This window comes from Pseudomonas sp. SDO5215_S409 (assembly GCF_054071325.1).
Window position 1 is genome coordinate 19,645 of record NZ_JBSVWN010000043.1, and the last position, 13,652, is coordinate 33,296.

The 13,652-nt window shown below is 62.1% G+C and carries 16 protein-coding genes; 1 reads left to right on the forward strand and 15 read right to left on the reverse strand.

Annotated elements, in window-relative coordinates; all coding sequences use genetic code 11:
* The 14 genes from ACW9H9_RS20410 to ACW9H9_RS20475 form a co-directional block, all read right to left on the reverse strand.
* Complete coding sequence (locus tag ACW9H9_RS20410) at window positions 1-969, reverse strand: GTP 3',8-cyclase MoaA (protein ID WP_457344962.1); 969 nt, start codon at window positions 967-969, stop codon at window positions 1-3.
* A 111-nt stretch (window positions 970-1,080) separates the two neighbouring features.
* Window positions 1,081-1,722, reverse strand: coding sequence for a TetR/AcrR family transcriptional regulator (locus ACW9H9_RS20415; RefSeq protein WP_457344961.1), 642 nt, complete (start codon window positions 1,720-1,722; stop codon window positions 1,081-1,083).
* A gap of 427 nt (window positions 1,723-2,149) precedes the next feature.
* Window positions 2,150-2,932, reverse strand: coding sequence for a TatD family hydrolase (locus tag ACW9H9_RS20420; RefSeq protein ID WP_457344960.1), 783 nt, complete (start codon window positions 2,930-2,932; stop codon window positions 2,150-2,152).
* 63 nt (window positions 2,933-2,995) lie between these two features.
* A complete protein-coding gene (locus tag ACW9H9_RS20425; protein ID WP_457344959.1) occupies window positions 2,996-3,985 on the reverse strand; it encodes a DNA polymerase III subunit delta' in 990 nt (329 codons plus the stop codon).
* Entirely contained in the window at window positions 3,978-4,610 is a 633-nt protein-coding gene (tmk, locus tag ACW9H9_RS20430; RefSeq protein ID WP_457344958.1) for a dTMP kinase, read from the reverse strand. The genes ACW9H9_RS20425 and tmk overlap by 8 nt, the downstream gene beginning before the upstream one ends.
* A gap of 9 nt (window positions 4,611-4,619) precedes the next feature.
* The gene (gene mltG, locus ACW9H9_RS20435; RefSeq protein WP_457344957.1) at window positions 4,620-5,726 is read right to left on the reverse strand and encodes an endolytic transglycosylase MltG; all 1,107 of its coding nucleotides are present in this window, start codon (window positions 5,724-5,726) and stop codon (window positions 4,620-4,622) included.
* 1 nt (window position 5,727) lies between these two features.
* A complete protein-coding gene (pabC, locus tag ACW9H9_RS20440; RefSeq protein ID WP_457344956.1) occupies window positions 5,728-6,543 on the reverse strand; it encodes an aminodeoxychorismate lyase in 816 nt (271 codons plus the stop codon).
* On the reverse strand, window positions 6,543-7,787 hold the full coding sequence (gene fabF, locus ACW9H9_RS20445) for a beta-ketoacyl-ACP synthase II (protein WP_457344955.1): 1,245 nt from the start codon (window positions 7,785-7,787) through the stop codon (window positions 6,543-6,545). The genes pabC and fabF overlap by 1 nt, the downstream gene beginning before the upstream one ends.
* Window positions 7,788-7,895: 108 nt before the next feature.
* Entirely contained in the window at window positions 7,896-8,132 is a 237-nt protein-coding gene (acpP, locus tag ACW9H9_RS20450) for an acyl carrier protein (protein ID WP_457344954.1), read from the reverse strand.
* Window positions 8,133-8,324: 192 nt separating this feature from the next.
* Window positions 8,325-9,068: a 3-oxoacyl-ACP reductase FabG gene (fabG, locus tag ACW9H9_RS20455; RefSeq protein WP_457344953.1), complete on the reverse strand. Its 744-nt coding sequence runs from the start codon at window positions 9,066-9,068 to the stop codon at window positions 8,325-8,327.
* Between the two features lie 30 nt (window positions 9,069-9,098).
* The gene (fabD, locus tag ACW9H9_RS20460; protein WP_457344952.1) at window positions 9,099-10,037 is read right to left on the reverse strand and encodes an ACP S-malonyltransferase; all 939 of its coding nucleotides are present in this window, start codon (window positions 10,035-10,037) and stop codon (window positions 9,099-9,101) included.
* Between the two features lie 127 nt (window positions 10,038-10,164).
* Window positions 10,165-11,175, reverse strand: coding sequence for a phosphate acyltransferase PlsX (gene plsX, locus ACW9H9_RS20465; RefSeq protein ID WP_457344951.1), 1,011 nt, complete (start codon window positions 11,173-11,175; stop codon window positions 10,165-10,167).
* Between the two features lie 4 nt (window positions 11,176-11,179).
* Entirely contained in the window at window positions 11,180-11,362 is a 183-nt protein-coding gene (gene rpmF, locus ACW9H9_RS20470; RefSeq protein ID WP_003179396.1) for a 50S ribosomal protein L32, read from the reverse strand.
* A gap of 13 nt (window positions 11,363-11,375) precedes the next feature.
* Window positions 11,376-11,906: a YceD family protein gene (locus ACW9H9_RS20475; protein ID WP_457344950.1), complete on the reverse strand. Its 531-nt coding sequence runs from the start codon at window positions 11,904-11,906 to the stop codon at window positions 11,376-11,378.
* Window positions 11,907-12,011: 105 nt separating this feature from the next.
* Here ACW9H9_RS20475 and ACW9H9_RS20480 point away from each other — a divergent pair, with 105 nt between their 5' ends.
* Complete coding sequence (locus ACW9H9_RS20480) at window positions 12,012-12,590, forward strand: Maf family protein (protein WP_457344949.1); 579 nt, start codon at window positions 12,012-12,014, stop codon at window positions 12,588-12,590.
* Window positions 12,591-12,659: 69 nt separating this feature from the next.
* On the opposite strand, the gene ACW9H9_RS20485 is transcribed toward ACW9H9_RS20480, so the two are convergent.
* Window positions 12,660-13,649 (reverse strand): S49 family peptidase, encoded by a 990-nt coding sequence (locus ACW9H9_RS20485; protein ID WP_457344948.1) that lies wholly within the window; start codon window positions 13,647-13,649, stop codon window positions 12,660-12,662.
* Window positions 13,650-13,652 lie beyond the last annotated feature (3 nt).

Genomic DNA, 13,652 nt, shown 5'->3' on the forward strand with positions numbered 1-13,652 from the left:
TCAGCCGCCGATGATCTTCATCACGGTGGCGCCGCCGGAGAACGCCACTTCCTGCTTGTCGCCCAACGCCTTGACCAGCAAACGCTGCAGCGCTGGCAGCGCCTGGTGGCGGGGCTTGTCGAGCAAGTCGCCCACATAATGGCGGTTGCTCGACGACAGGCAGCCGTGCAACCAGCCGGTGGATGACAGGCGCAGGCGTGAACACGTCCGGCAGAACGGCACGCTTTCGTTGGCAATCACGCCAAAGAAGCCTTTACCGGGGATTTGATAACGCACGGCGGTGGCGTCCACCGGGGCGTCGGCTTGCAGGTAGTCGTGGGCGTCGCCAATCAGGCTCAGCAGCTGCTGGAGGCTGACGAACTGTTGCAGGAAGCTGTTGGCGTCGCTGGCCAGGTGGCCCATGCGCATCAATTCAATGAAGCGCAGCTCGAACCCCCGCTCCAGGCAGTAATCGAGCAGCGGCATCACCTGGTCCAGGTTCTGCCCGCGCAGGGGCACCATGTTGACCTTGATCTTGATACCGGCGGCGCTGGCGCGGTCCATGCCGTCGAGCACGCTGGCCAAGTCGCCGCCCCGGGCGATGCTCCGGAAAGCGTCGGCGTCGAGGGTGTCGAGGGACACGTTGATCCGGCGAATCCCGGCGTCCACCAGCAACGGCAACTTGCGTGTCAATAATTGGCCGTTGGTGGTCAGGCTGATGTCATGCAAACCCATGCGCCCCACGGCCCGCATGAACGCCTCGAGCTTGGGGCTCACCAGCGGCTCGCCGCCCGTGATGCGCAAGCGCTCGATACCGGCGGCTTCGATCAAGTACTCGACGCCCCGCGCCATCGCTTCTGCCGACAGCTCGTCCTGCGCAGCCACCAGCCGCTTGCCATTGGGCACGCAGTAGGTACAAGCGTAATTGCAGGCTGAGGTCAGGCTGATCCGCAAATTGCGAAAGCGCCTGCCTTGACGATCAACGATCATGGATCACTCCGGCAGAGGATAAATCGGGCGCACCAGAACCTGACTTAAAAATCAGATTTTGGCAAGATCCTTGCCTGAGTATATTCCCGGGTTAACACAACTAGCCGCCCATCATTGAACGGCGGGGGTTTCACCGCTGTGCTTGCGCTTGTTGCCCATGCGCACGCCAATGTCCATCAAGAACTGGAAAAAGCCTTCCTGATCTTCCAACACATTGCTCCAGAATGGCGAGTGATACAACGCCACGGCGCCGTGCACCAGGGCCCAGGCCGCGCAATAGTGGAAATACGGCGGTACATCTTCCAACTTGCCTTCGCTGATGCGGCCCTTGATCAGCAGCGTGAGGCGCTCGAAGTTCGAGGCGCGGATCTTGTGCAGCTCCTCGACCATCTCCGGCACCTGATGGCCTTTTACCACTTTTTCTTCCAGGCGGTCGAACAGGCGATAGCGCTGGGGGTCACGCATGCGGAACTCGAAGTAAGCGCGCGACAGCGCCTCCTTGTCCTTGTCGACATCGGCCGAATGCAGCAACTCGTTCAGGTCGCGCTCGTAGTCGAGCATCAGGCGCAAGTAGATCTCGGCCTTGGACTTGAAGTGCTTGTAGATCGTGCCTTTGCCGATACCCACGGCGTCCGCGATCATCTCGACGGTGACGCTGTCTTCGCCTTGTTCAAGGAATAACTTGAGTGCGGTGTCGAGAATTTCCTGCTCGCGGCGGCGAAACTCACGGACCTTGCGGGGTTCTTTTTGCATGGGGAACAGGTCTGCCGAGGTCGATAGAGGGAGGGCAACGTGACCCAGGCGTGGCCTGGCGGAACGTTTTACCCGGTGCGCGGGATTATCCCGACTGAACGGTCGCCGGGCAACGTCTATGTGAACAAACTTTGCAGTTAACTGACAGTCCGCCAACGAATGGGGGCATTCGGGTCAGAAAATGACACCGCCTGGCGCGGCACAATGAGAACTCAAGCGAAGCGCGCGTATTCCAAATCTGTTTAAAAAACGACCAGATGTGCACTGGACTGAATCCAATCCTGATCAATACTTCAACTGTCGGCGTGGCATCTCCCCCAAGTGGCGCGTCGACCTGGGTACCGACGGACTGTGTGCCCTTGTTTTACTCCTAATGGTCTTAGCCCGGATTCACCCCCCAGAACCCGGGTTTTTTTTTGCCTGCGATTCAGGCCACGTGAGCCAGCGGGAACAGGCGCTTGAAGTTTTCGGTGGTCTGCTCGGCGAAACGCTCGTAGGGCACGCCTCGCAGCATCGCCAGATACTCCGCCACGTCGCGCACGTATTCCGGCAGGTTTGGCTTGCCGCGATGGGGGATGGGCGCCAGATACGGCGAGTCGGTTTCCACCAGCAGGCGATCGGCGGGCACCTGGCGGGCCACGTCGCGCAGGGCGTCGGCGTTGCGAAAGGTGACGATCCCCGACAGCGAGATGTAAAAGCCCAAGTCGAGGGCGGCCTTGGCCATGTCCCAGTCTTCGGTGAAGCAATGCAGCACACCGGCGTGGGGCAATGCGGCTTCGCGCAGCAGGGTCAGGGTGTCGGCACGGGCGCCACGGGTGTGGACGATAACCGGCTTGGCGGTTTGCGCGGCAGCTTGCAGGTGCAGGCGGAACGAGGCCTGCTGCAAGTGGGCGGCTTCGGGTTCGTAGTGGTAGTCCAGGCCGGTTTCGCCGATCGCCACCACCCGTGGATGGTTGAGTTCACTCAACAGCCAGTCGAGGGCCGGGGCTTCGCCGGGCGTGAGGTCCAGCGGGTGGATGCCCACCGAGCAGTCCACATCGGCGTAACGCTCGGCCAGGGCTTTGACGTCGGCGGCGTTTTGCGCGCTCACGCCAATGCACAAAAAGTGCCCGACGCCGCGCTGGCGTGCGGCGTCGAGGGCGGCGTCCAGGGAGCCGTTGTGCTGGGCCAGGTCGAGGCGGTCAAGGTGGCAATGGGAGTCTACGAGCATAGGAAGTTACAACTTGAGTCACGGGAAAAGTCTGACCGACGATACACCCGTCGGCCACGGAAATTAACGACGGCCGAGCAACCCGACCCATTGCACCAACAGGGCCTCCAGCAGCAAGACGCGATTGAGGTTGGCCTTGCCGAGGATTTTCTGGCGCTGGGCGAGGATCCAGTCCTGAATGTTCAGCACTTTGTCCTGCGCGCTCTTTTGCGCCAGGTATTGCACGACCTTGCGCATGTCGGCCAGGCCCAGGCCGTTTTCGTCCTGGGTCAGTTGGTAGCGCAGGATCAGGCTGGACCAGTCGCAGAACCAGTCGAACAGCAGCAGCAGCGGAATGTCTTTCCACGCGGTTTCAGCCAGTTGGGTGGCAGACTGCTCTTGCTTGAGCAGTTTTTTAACCCCGTCCACCACCAGCGCACGTTGTTCGCGAACGCCCTGGGCCTGCAATTTGACGGCCGCCAGGGGCGAACCGGCAGCCAGGGTCAGCAGTTCGACCCGCTCGGCTTCGCTGCACTCGGGTAGCGCCTGGGCCAGCCACTGCAAGCTCATCGCCTCGCCCGGCAACGGGCAGGCCTGTTGCACGCAGCGGCTGCGAATGGTCGGCAGCAGGCGGCTGGACTGATGGCTGACCAGCAACAACACGGTGTCGCCGGACGGTTCTTCCAGGCTTTTGAGCAAGGCGTTGGCGGCGTTGATATTCATCGCCTCCACCGGCTCGATCAGCACCACTTTGCGCCCGCCCAATTGCGCGGTCTGCACCACGAAGCTGACCAGGTCGCGCACCTGGTCGACCTTGATCGCCTTGTCGGCCTCTTCCGGTTCCAGCACGTAGTTATCCGGGTGGCTGCCCGCTTTGAGCAGCAGGCAGGCCTTGCACTCACCGCACGCCTCAAGCGCCACGGGCCGCTGGCACAGCAGGCTGGCCATCAAGCGCTCGGCCAATGCGCGCTTGCCGATACCGACCGGCCCGTGCAGCAGGTAAGCGTGGGCGTGCTGGCGACGGCCGGCCAACTGTTGCCAGAGACTCTCCTGCCACGGGTAGGCTTCAGCCACGGATACGCTCCAGCAGGGAGGGCAACAAGGCATCGATGGCCTGCTGAACCTGGGCCAACGGCTGGGCCGCATCCAGCAGGCAGTAGCGCGCAGGGTCCGCCGCGGCGCGCTGGAGAAAGGCGCTGCGTACGGCGTCAAAAAACACTCGGCCTTCAAGCTCGAAACGGTCCAGTCGGCCCCGGGCACTGGCGCGGGCCAGGCCGATGTCCACTGGCAGGTCGAACACCAGCGTCAGGTCGGGGCGCAAGTCGCCCTGGACGAAGGTTTCAAGGCTGGCGATGCGGGCCAGGGACAGGCCACGACCGCCGCCCTGGTAGGCGTAGGTCGAATCGGTAAAACGGTCGCAAATCACCACGGCGCCACGGGCCAGCGCCGGGCGAATGACTTCGGCAAGGTGCTGGGCCCGGGCGGCGAAGACCAACAGCAGCTCGGTGTCCGGGTTCATCTGTTCGTCGCCCGGAGCCAGCAGCACGTCGCGGATGCGCTCGGCCAGCGGCGTACCGCCCGGCTCACGGGTGAGCACCACCTCGACGCCTTCGGCGCGCAGGCGCTCGGCGAGGTATTCGCGGTTGGTGCTTTTACCGGCGCCTTCCGGGCCTTCCAGGGTAATAAACAAGCCAGTCACAGGCAGTCCTTAGTCAGAGTTGGGCGGGCTTTGCGGTGCGTCGGCATCGGGCGCGGGCGCCGTGCCTTGTGTAGGTTTCACAACCGGAGCGGGGCTGGAACGATAGTCGGCGCGGCGCTTGAGCTGAAACTCGCGCACGGCCGCGTTATGGGCGTCCAGGTTGTCGGAAAACAGATGGCTGCCATCGCCCCGGGCAACGAAGTAAAGGCTGCTGCCCGGCACCGGGTTCAAGGCGGCATGGATCGCCTCGCGCCCCACCATTGCAATCGGCGTAGGCGGCAGCCCGGCCACCATGTAAGTGTTGTAGGGGTTGGCTTCTTTGAGATGGGCGCGGGTCAGCTTTCCGTTGTAGCGCTCGCCCAGGCCGTAGATCACCGTGGGGTCGGTTTGCAGCAACATGCCCACTTGCAGGCGGCGCACGAACACACCGGCAATCTGGCCGCGCTCTTCTGGCACGCCGGTTTCTTTCTCGACCAGCGAGGCCATGATCAAGGCTTGATAGGGGTCGGTATAAGGCGCATCAGGCGCGCGCTTGCTCCACTCCTGCGCGAGGACATCGTCCAGGCGGTTGTAGGATTTCTTCAGCAGCTCGACATCGGTCATGCCGCGCACGAAGCGGTAGGTGTCGGGGAAAAAACGCCCTTCCGGGAACACGCCCGGGTGGCCGAGCTTTTCCATCACCTCGCTGTCACTGAGCCCCGCCAGGGTCTGCTCGATTTTTTCGTGCTTGCCCAGCGCGGCGCGCACCTGGCGAAAGTTCCAGCCTTCCACCAACGTGAGGCTGTATTGCACCACTTCGCCGCGCTGCCACAGCCCGATCAACCCTTGGGCGGTCAGGCCCGGGGTCATGCGGTATTCGCCGCTGTGCAGCGGTTGGCCGTCGAGGTTGAAGCGCCAGTAGAGGCGCAACCAGAAGGCGTCCTTGATCACGCCATCGTTTTCCAGGCGATTGAAGGTGCCGGAAGGGGTCGCACCGACGGGCACGTCCAGCAATTGCTCTTGGGTCAGGTTCAACGGCTGGTTGATGGCCGCGTCCAGCTTCCAGGCAGAAAAACCCAGCGCCAGGCCGACCAGAACCAGACCCACCTGGAGCAGCAATATACATTTACGGATCAAATCAATTACCCAATAGCGCGCGAACAATGGCCTGCAGTTTACGGGTGAGCGGACCAACCGGCCAGCGCATCTCCCCATACTCGCGCACCGGCCAAATGCCATAAACGCTGTTGCACATGAACACTTCGTCGGCCTGCTGCAACTGCTCGAGGTGGATATCGGCCACGGCCGCCGGGATGCCCAGGGCCTGCGCCTGGGCCAGCAGCTCGGCGCGCATCACGCCGGCCACGCCGCAACGATTCAGATCAGCGGTCAGCAAGGTGCCGTCACGCACCACAAACAGGTTGCTGAATACGCCCTCGATGACGCGCCCGGACATATCCAGCATCAAGCCTTCGGCGTGCTCGGCATCTTGCCACTCGGCGCGGGCCAGTACCTGCTCCAGGCGGTTGAGGTGTTTCATGCCGGCCAGCAAGGGTTGCTCGGACAAACGGGTAGCGCACGCAAACAGGCGAATGCCCGCGTCGGCATGCGCCGGGGGATAAGTGGCAGGCGGGCTGCCCTGCAGGATACGTCGCGCCGGGGCGCCAGGGTTCAGCCCATATCCGCGCAGGCTGTCGCCACGGGTGAGGATCAATTTGAGGATGCCCTCACCCAGCTCGGCGGCGTAGGTGAGCAATTCGCGGCGGATCAACCCGTAATCCGCGACGATCGCCAGGCGCGTGCAGCTGTGCGCCAGGCGTTGCAGGTGACGATCGAGCAGCACGGGCTGCCCGGCCCTGATGGCGATGGTTTCAAACAGACCATCGCCATAGGCCAGGCCGCGGTCTTTCAAGGGCACCGCGTGCGCTGGTTGACCGTCGACCCAGCTGTCCATCACTCGGTGAACCGGCGGAACACCAGGGAACCGTTGGTGCCGCCAAACCCGAAGGAGTTGGACACCGCCACGTCGATCGCCATGGGCTGCGCTTGGTGAGGCACGAAGTTCAGGTCGCAGCCTTCGTCCGGCTCATCGAGGTTGATGGTCGGCGGGGCGACCTGATCCTTGATGGCCAGCACGCTGAAGATCGCCTCGACCGCGCCCGCCGCACCCAACAGGTGACCGGTCATGGACTTGGTGGAGCTGACCGCCAGTTGGTAGGCGTGCGCGCCAAACACCGACTTGATCGCCTGGGCTTCCGCCAGGTCGCCGGTGGGGGTCGAGGTGCCGTGGGCGTTGATGTACTGGACCTGCTCGATATTGACCTTGGCATCGCGCAAGGCGTTGGTGATGCAACGCGCAGCGCCTGCGCCGTCGGCCGGTGGCGAGGTCATGTGGTAGGCGTCACCGCTCATGCCAAAACCGATGATTTCGGCGTAGATGGTCGCGCCACGGGCCTTGGCGTGCTCGAGTTCTTCAAGCACCAGGGCACCTGCACCGTCGGACAGCACGAAGCCGTCGCGGCCCTTGTCCCATGGACGGCTGGCACGGGTCGGCTCGTCATTGCGGGTGGACAGCGCACGGGACGCGCCAAAGCCGCCCATGCCCAGGCCGCAAGCGGCCATTTCGGCGCCGCCAGCGATCATCACGTCCGCTTCGTCATAAGCGATGTTGCGCGCCGCCATGCCGATGCAGTGCGTGCCCGTGGTGCACGCCGTGGCGATGGCGTAGTTAGGCCCCTGGGCACCCAGATGGATGGACAGGAAGCCGGAAATCATATTGATGATCGAACCGGGCACGAAGAACGGCGAGATCTTGCGCGGGCCGGTTTCGTGCAGGATGCGGCTGGTTTCTTCGATATTGGTCAAACCGCCAATGCCCGAGCCCATGGCCACGCCGATGCGTTCACGGTTGGCGTCGGTGACTTCAAGGCCTGCGTTACGCACCGCCTGGAAACCGGCTGCCAGGCCGTATTGAATGAACAGGTCGAGTCTGCGCGACTCTTTGGGGTCGAGGTAATCCCCAACGTTGAAGCCCTTTACCGAGCCGCCAAAACGGGTGGAATAGGCACTAAGGTCCGTATGCTCGATCAGACCGATACCACTGTGGCCAGCCAGAATGCCCTGCCAACTGCTCGGCACATCCGTACCCAGTGGCGACAACATACCCATACCGGTGACTACGACGCGTCTACGCGACACAGCACTCTCCTTTTTCTAATGACGACTTTGCATCAGGCCTAAAGAAAAAACCGCACGCTGTAACAGCAGTGCGGTTTTTCCCTGACAGCGTGCAACGATTACGAACGATTAACCCTGGTGGGCGTTAACGTAATCGATAGCAGCTTGAACGGTAGTGATTTTTTCAGCTTCTTCGTCCGGGATTTCGGTCTCGAATTCCTCTTCCAGAGCCATCACCAGCTCAACGGTGTCAAGGGAGTCGGCACCCAGGTCTTCTACGAAGGAAGCAGTGTTGGTCACTTCTTCTTCTTTAACGCCCAGTTGCTCGGCAACGATTTTCTTGACGCGCTCTTCGATGGTGCTCATACCTTGTTTTCACTCCTAATGGACAAATTCAGGCAGCTGGCCAGTGGGTAAGTGTATAGAAAGGCTTTTCAGCTTTTCAACTGAAAGCTTCACCCGCTTACCCTGTCGCCCTCTGCCTATAAATTAAGTTGCAGCTTTATAACGGATTTTAGACAGCTCGTATGACATTTTTTTGAAGCGATCCGTCACAATTTAACTCATGTACATCCCGCCGTTCACCGGGATTGTAGCCCCGGTCACGTATGCCGCACCGTCCGATGCCAGGAAAGAAACCACATTGGCGATCTCTTGAGCCTGGCCCAGGCGGCCCAGCGGAATTTGTGTCAGCAAGGCTTCGCGCTGCGTTTCTGGCAGCTCGCGCGTCATGTCGGTGTCGATGAACCCTGGGGCCACCGAGTTGACCGTAATCGAACGCGAACCGACTTCACGGGCCAGCGCACGGCTGAAACCTTCCAGACCGGCCTTGGCGGAGGCGTAGTTTACTTGGCCTGCGTTGCCCATGGCACCCACTACCGAGCCAATATTGATAATTCGGCCCCAACGGGCCTTGGTCATGCCGCGCAACACGCCCTTGGACAGGCGGAACAGACTGTTCAAGTTGGTATCGACAACGTCGTACCACTCGTCGTCTTTCATACGCATCATCAGGTTGTCACGGGTGATGCCAGCGTTGTTGACCAGGATCGCCGGTGCGCCGAACTGCGCAGTGATCTGGGCCAACACGGCAGCCACGGACTCGTCACTGGTCACGTTCAGCTCAAGGCCGGTGCCTTGAACGCCGTTTTCCTTCAAGGTGGCGGCGATACGCTCGGCGCCCGAGGCGGAAGTGGCGGTGCCGATGACCACGGCGCCTTGACGGCCCAGTTCCAGGGCGATCGCCTGGCCAATGCCACGGCTTGCGCCGGTAACCAGTGCAACTTTACCTTGCAGACTCATGCAGGCTTCTCCTAGGTTCGCAAATAAAGGTCAGACCAGCGCCGCACGCGCGGCAGCGAAGGCATCCGGGGTATTGAGGTTGGCAGTCGATACGCCTTCGGCGCAGCGCTTGTTCAGGCCTGCCAGTACTTTGCCTGGCCCGCACTCTACCAGCTGCGTGGCGCCGTGGGCGGCCAGGGCCTGGACCGACTCGACCCAGCGTACCGGCTTGTACAGTTGTTCCAGCAGGTCACGCTTGAGGGTTTCCAGGTCGGCCGCCACGGCGGCACTGACGTTTTGCACCAGCGGAATCTGCGGGGCCTGCCAGTTGATGGCCGCGATCGACTCGGCAAAGCGCTCGGCGGCCGGGCGCATCAGTTCGCAATGCGACGGCACGCTGACCGGCAGCGGCATGGCGCGCTTGGCGCCGCGCGCCTTGCAGCCTTCGATGGCGCGTTCCACCGCCGCCTTGGCACCGGCGATGACCACTTGGCCCGGGGAGTTGAAATTGACCGCGCTGACCACCTCGCCTTCGGCCGCTTCGGCACAGGCGGCGATCACGTCGGCATCGTCCAGGCCCAGGATGGCAGCCATGCCGCCCTGCCCGGCCGGAACAGCTTCTTGCATCAACTGGCCACGGCGCTCGACCAGCTTGACGGCTTCGCCAAGGGTCAGGCTGCCAGCGGCGACCAATGCGCTGTACTCACCCAGGCTGTGACCGGCCACATACGCAGGCCGCGCGCCGCCTTCGGCCAGCCACAGGCGCCACAGGGCGATGGAGGCGGTCAGGATGGCCGGTTGGGTCTTGTCGGTTTGGTTAAGCCGCTCTTCCGGCCCTTGCTGGGTCAGCGCCCACAGGTCGTAACCCAGGGCGTCGGAGGCTTCCTTGAACGTTTCCAGGACGACTGGATGTTGCGCGCCCAGCTCGGCCAGCATGCCGAGGGACTGCGAACCCTGCCCTGGAAAGACGAATGCGAGGGATGTAGACATGTAACAAGCCCCTAATGATCTTGTCGTCGGAGAATTGGCACCCCACGGATGGGAGCGCAAGAAACTGACAGGTTGGATGGTCAATTGAACCGGCCGGTCACATTTAAGCATTCCCGGGCCGATCCGCCTAAGGCAACAGGTCCTCGAGGCGCCCGTGCAGGCGCTGTGGCAGGTTTTCCTGGATCTCGATCAAGGCGCGTTGAATGGCGCTTTGAAACCCCTGCACACCGGCCGAGCCGTGGCTTTTTATCACAATGCCCTGCAACCCCAGAAAACTCGCGCCGTTGTGCCGCGCCGGGGCCAGGTCGGCCTGTAAGCGCCGCATCAACGGCAAGGCCAGGGCGCCCACCAGCCGCGACGCAAGGCTCTGCTTGAACAACGCCTCGACACGGGTCGCGATCATCGTCGCCAGGCCTTCGCTGGACTTGAGCAAAATGTTGCCGACAAAGCCGTCACACACCACCACATCCGCTTCGCCGCGGTACAGGCCGTCACCTTCGACAAAGCCGATGTAGTTCAAGCCCCGCGCGCCCTGCAACAGCGTCGCCGCCAGCTTGACCTGCTGGTTGCCCTTGATGTCTTCGGTGCCGATATTCAGCAAGGCCACCCGGGGCCGGGCCACACCCAGCGCCTCGGCCGCCACCGAGCCCATCACCGCGAACTGCAGCAGGTGCTCGGCGCTGCAATCGACATTCGCGCCCAAGTCCAGCAACTGGCAGTAGCCCTGCTGGGTCGGGATGGCCGCGACCATCGCCGGCCGGTCAATGCCCGGCAGGGTCTTGAGCACATGGCGGGACAAGGCCATCAACGCGCCGGTGTTGCCCGCACTCACGCAGGCTTGCACCTTGCCGTCACGCAGCAGCTCGAGCGCCACCCGCATCGAAGAGTCCGGCTTGCCGCGCAAGGCCTGCGCAGGCTTTTCATCCATGGTGATGGCTTGGCTGGCCGGGGTAACCGTCAGGCGCGCGCGATCCACCGCCGGATGGCTAGCAATCAGTTCTTCAAGGAGGGAGGGTTGACCGACAAGGGTCAGGTGCAGCGAGGGCGTAGCAGACAGGCAGGCAATGCTGGCCTGAACAATGCTGCGGGGACCGAAGTCCCCGCCCATTGCGTCAATCGCGATGACTTGAGCGGACAAGTGATTACTCGTCAGCGCCCTTGTCGATCACTTTACGGCCACGGTATACGCCTTCTGGCGATACGTGGTGACGCAGGTGAACTTCACCGGTGGTCTTTTCTACGGACAGGGTGCTTGCCTCGAGAGCGTCGTGCGAACGGCGCATGTCACGGGCGGAGCGGGATTTTTTGTTCTGCTGAACAGCCATAATTGATTAACTCCTAAACGTTTGGGTCACGCTTTAACTGCGCCAATACACTGAACGGGTTGGACCGCGTTACCTCGTCCTCGCTCGGTTCGGGCTCGTCATCGAGGCCCGCCGGCTGCTGGCATTCTTCCGGATGATGAGCAGGCACAATGGGCAAGGCGAGCAACAGCTCCTCCTCGATCAGTGCATGCAGATCCAAAGGATCTTCGCCCAGTTCCAGCACGTCATAACCTTTCGGTAACGACTGGGTATTCGCACCCTCCTTCACCACCGCGTAACTGCATTCGCTGTGGATCGGCAGGGTGACCAGCTCAAGACAACGCTGGCAAACCATTTTGACTTCGGTGTCGATAAAACTGTGGATCACCACAGATTTACGTTCATCTCGCTCAAAAACGAATTTAGCCTGCACCGTACCGACATCGTCGGAAAGCGGGTCGCAGAGTCTCTCCAAATTAGCCAGCAGCAGCTCACCTTGAAGGGTGGTGCCACGATCAGCCAATTTGCGCGGGTCAACGTGAGGTGGAATCGGGTCATTCAACATAGGCGCAGCATTATAGGGATGCACCGGGCCATGTCAAAGGAAATTCAGCCCTGTGCGTCAGCCGGTCGCCCCGCTAGAATCCGCGACTGCCTTGAGGAGACGCCCATGCTGCCTTTATTACTCGCTTCCAGTTCGGTTTATCGGCGCCAATTGCTGAGCCGACTGCACCTGCCATTCACCTGCAGCTCGCCAGACATCGACGAAAGCCACCGCCCGGGCGAACCCGGCGAAGCGCTGGTCAGGCGCCTGGCCGAAGAAAAAGCCCGGGCCCTGGCCAGTCGCCACCCAGCGCACCTGATCATTGGCTCAGATCAGGTTGCAACGCTGGAAGGCCGGATCATCGGCAAGCCTCACACCTTTGAAAAGGCGCGGGAGCAGTTGCTACTGGCAAGCGGCAAATCGGTGAGCTTTCTGACCGGGCTGGCACTGCTGAACACTGAAACAGGCCAGTGCCAGGTCGATTGCGTTGCGTTCACCGTGCACATGCGGGTGCTGGACGAAGCCCGCATCGAGCGCTACTTGCACATGGAGCAACCCTACGACTGCGCAGGCAGCTTCAAGGCCGAAGGCCTGGGTGTGAGCCTGTTCCAGAGCACGCAAGGGCCGGACGCCACCAGCCTGGTGGGCCTGCCGCTGATTCGCCTGGTGGACATGCTGCTGGCCGAAGGCGTACAGGTTCCTTAAAGCCCTGCAAAAACCATGGGCGGGCGGGATTGCCCGCCGCCACACGTGGAGGTGTGTCGCCCCTCAGGCTCAGCGCAGGGTGGGGCCCTGAAAGCCCATCCACATCGCCAAGTGCTCGGCAACACTGGCGCCCAGTTTTTTCGAGAAACGATCAAACGGCGATTCCTGAACGGTGAAATCCACCAGCTCTTTTTCGCCAATCACGTCCCGCGCCACCGAACTGGCATTGCCCAGGCCGTCGATCAGGCCCAGCGGCAACGCCTGCTCGCCAGACCAGACCAGGCCAGAAAACAGCTCTGGATGGTCTTTATCCTTGAGCCGCTCGCCGCGCCCCTTCTTCACACTGTTGATGAACTGCTGGTGCGTGGTGTCCAGCACGCCCTGCCAGAACTGCGTTTCATCGGCCTTTTGCGGCTGGAACGGGTCCAGGAACGACTTGTGCTCGCCCGACGTGTACGTGCGGCGCTCAACCCCCAGCTTTTCCATGGCGCCGACAAACCCGTAACCGGCCGCCGTCACACCAATGGAGCCCACCAGGCTGGCCTTGTCTGCGTAAATCTGGTCGGCGGCGCTGGCGATGTAATAGGCACCCGAGGCGCCCAGATCGGAAATCACCGCGTACAGCTTGGTGTTCGGGTGCAGCCCGCGCAGACGGCGGATCTCGTCATACACATAACCGGACTGCACCGGGCTGCCACCCGGGCTGTTGATACGCAGGATCACGCCCTTGACCTTGGGGTCGTCAAAGGCCGCTCGCAAGCTGCTGACGATATTGTCGGCGCTGGCCGATTCCTTGTCGGCGATCACCCCGCGCACATCGATCAATGCGGTGTAGCCGGTGCCACGGGTGGCGGTTTTTTCCATGTCCACCAGCGGGCTGAACAACACCAGCATGCCCAACAGGTAGGCAAAGGTCAGCAGCTTGAAAAAGATCCCCCAGCGTCGTGCGCGGCGCTGTTCCTGCACACCCGCCAGCAGGGTTTTCTCCAACAGCTTCCAGCTCTTTGCATCGCCGCTATCGGCACTGGCCTTTTCAGGCGCTTTCCACTCGTCGGTCATACC

Coding starts and splice junctions, on each gene's coding strand:
- ACW9H9_RS20475 (WP_457344950.1), bottom strand. CDS start 11,906: ATGTTGAATGACCCGATTCCACCTCACGTTGACCCGCGCAAATTGGCT.
- fabD (WP_457344952.1), bottom strand. CDS start 10,037: ATGTCTACATCCCTCGCATTCGTCTTTCCAGGGCAGGGTTCGCAGTCC.
- rpmF (WP_003179396.1), bottom strand. CDS start 11,362: ATGGCTGTTCAGCAGAACAAAAAATCCCGCTCCGCCCGTGACATGCGC.
- ACW9H9_RS20415 (WP_457344961.1), bottom strand. CDS start 1,722: ATGCAAAAAGAACCCCGCAAGGTCCGTGAGTTTCGCCGCCGCGAGCAG.
- acpP (WP_457344954.1), bottom strand. CDS start 8,132: ATGAGCACCATCGAAGAGCGCGTCAAGAAAATCGTTGCCGAGCAACTG.
- ACW9H9_RS20485 (WP_457344948.1), bottom strand. CDS start 13,649: ATGACCGACGAGTGGAAAGCGCCTGAAAAGGCCAGTGCCGATAGCGGC.
- ACW9H9_RS20420 (WP_457344960.1), bottom strand. CDS start 2,932: ATGCTCGTAGACTCCCATTGCCACCTTGACCGCCTCGACCTGGCCCAG.
- fabG (WP_457344953.1), bottom strand. CDS start 9,068: ATGAGTCTGCAAGGTAAAGTTGCACTGGTTACCGGCGCAAGCCGTGGC.
- ACW9H9_RS20480 (WP_457344949.1), top strand. CDS start 12,012: ATGCTGCCTTTATTACTCGCTTCCAGTTCGGTTTATCGGCGCCAATTG.
- pabC (WP_457344956.1), bottom strand. CDS start 6,543: ATGGACAGCTGGGTCGACGGTCAACCAGCGCACGCGGTGCCCTTGAAA.
- ACW9H9_RS20410 (WP_457344962.1), bottom strand. CDS start 969: ATGATCGTTGATCGTCAAGGCAGGCGCTTTCGCAATTTGCGGATCAGC.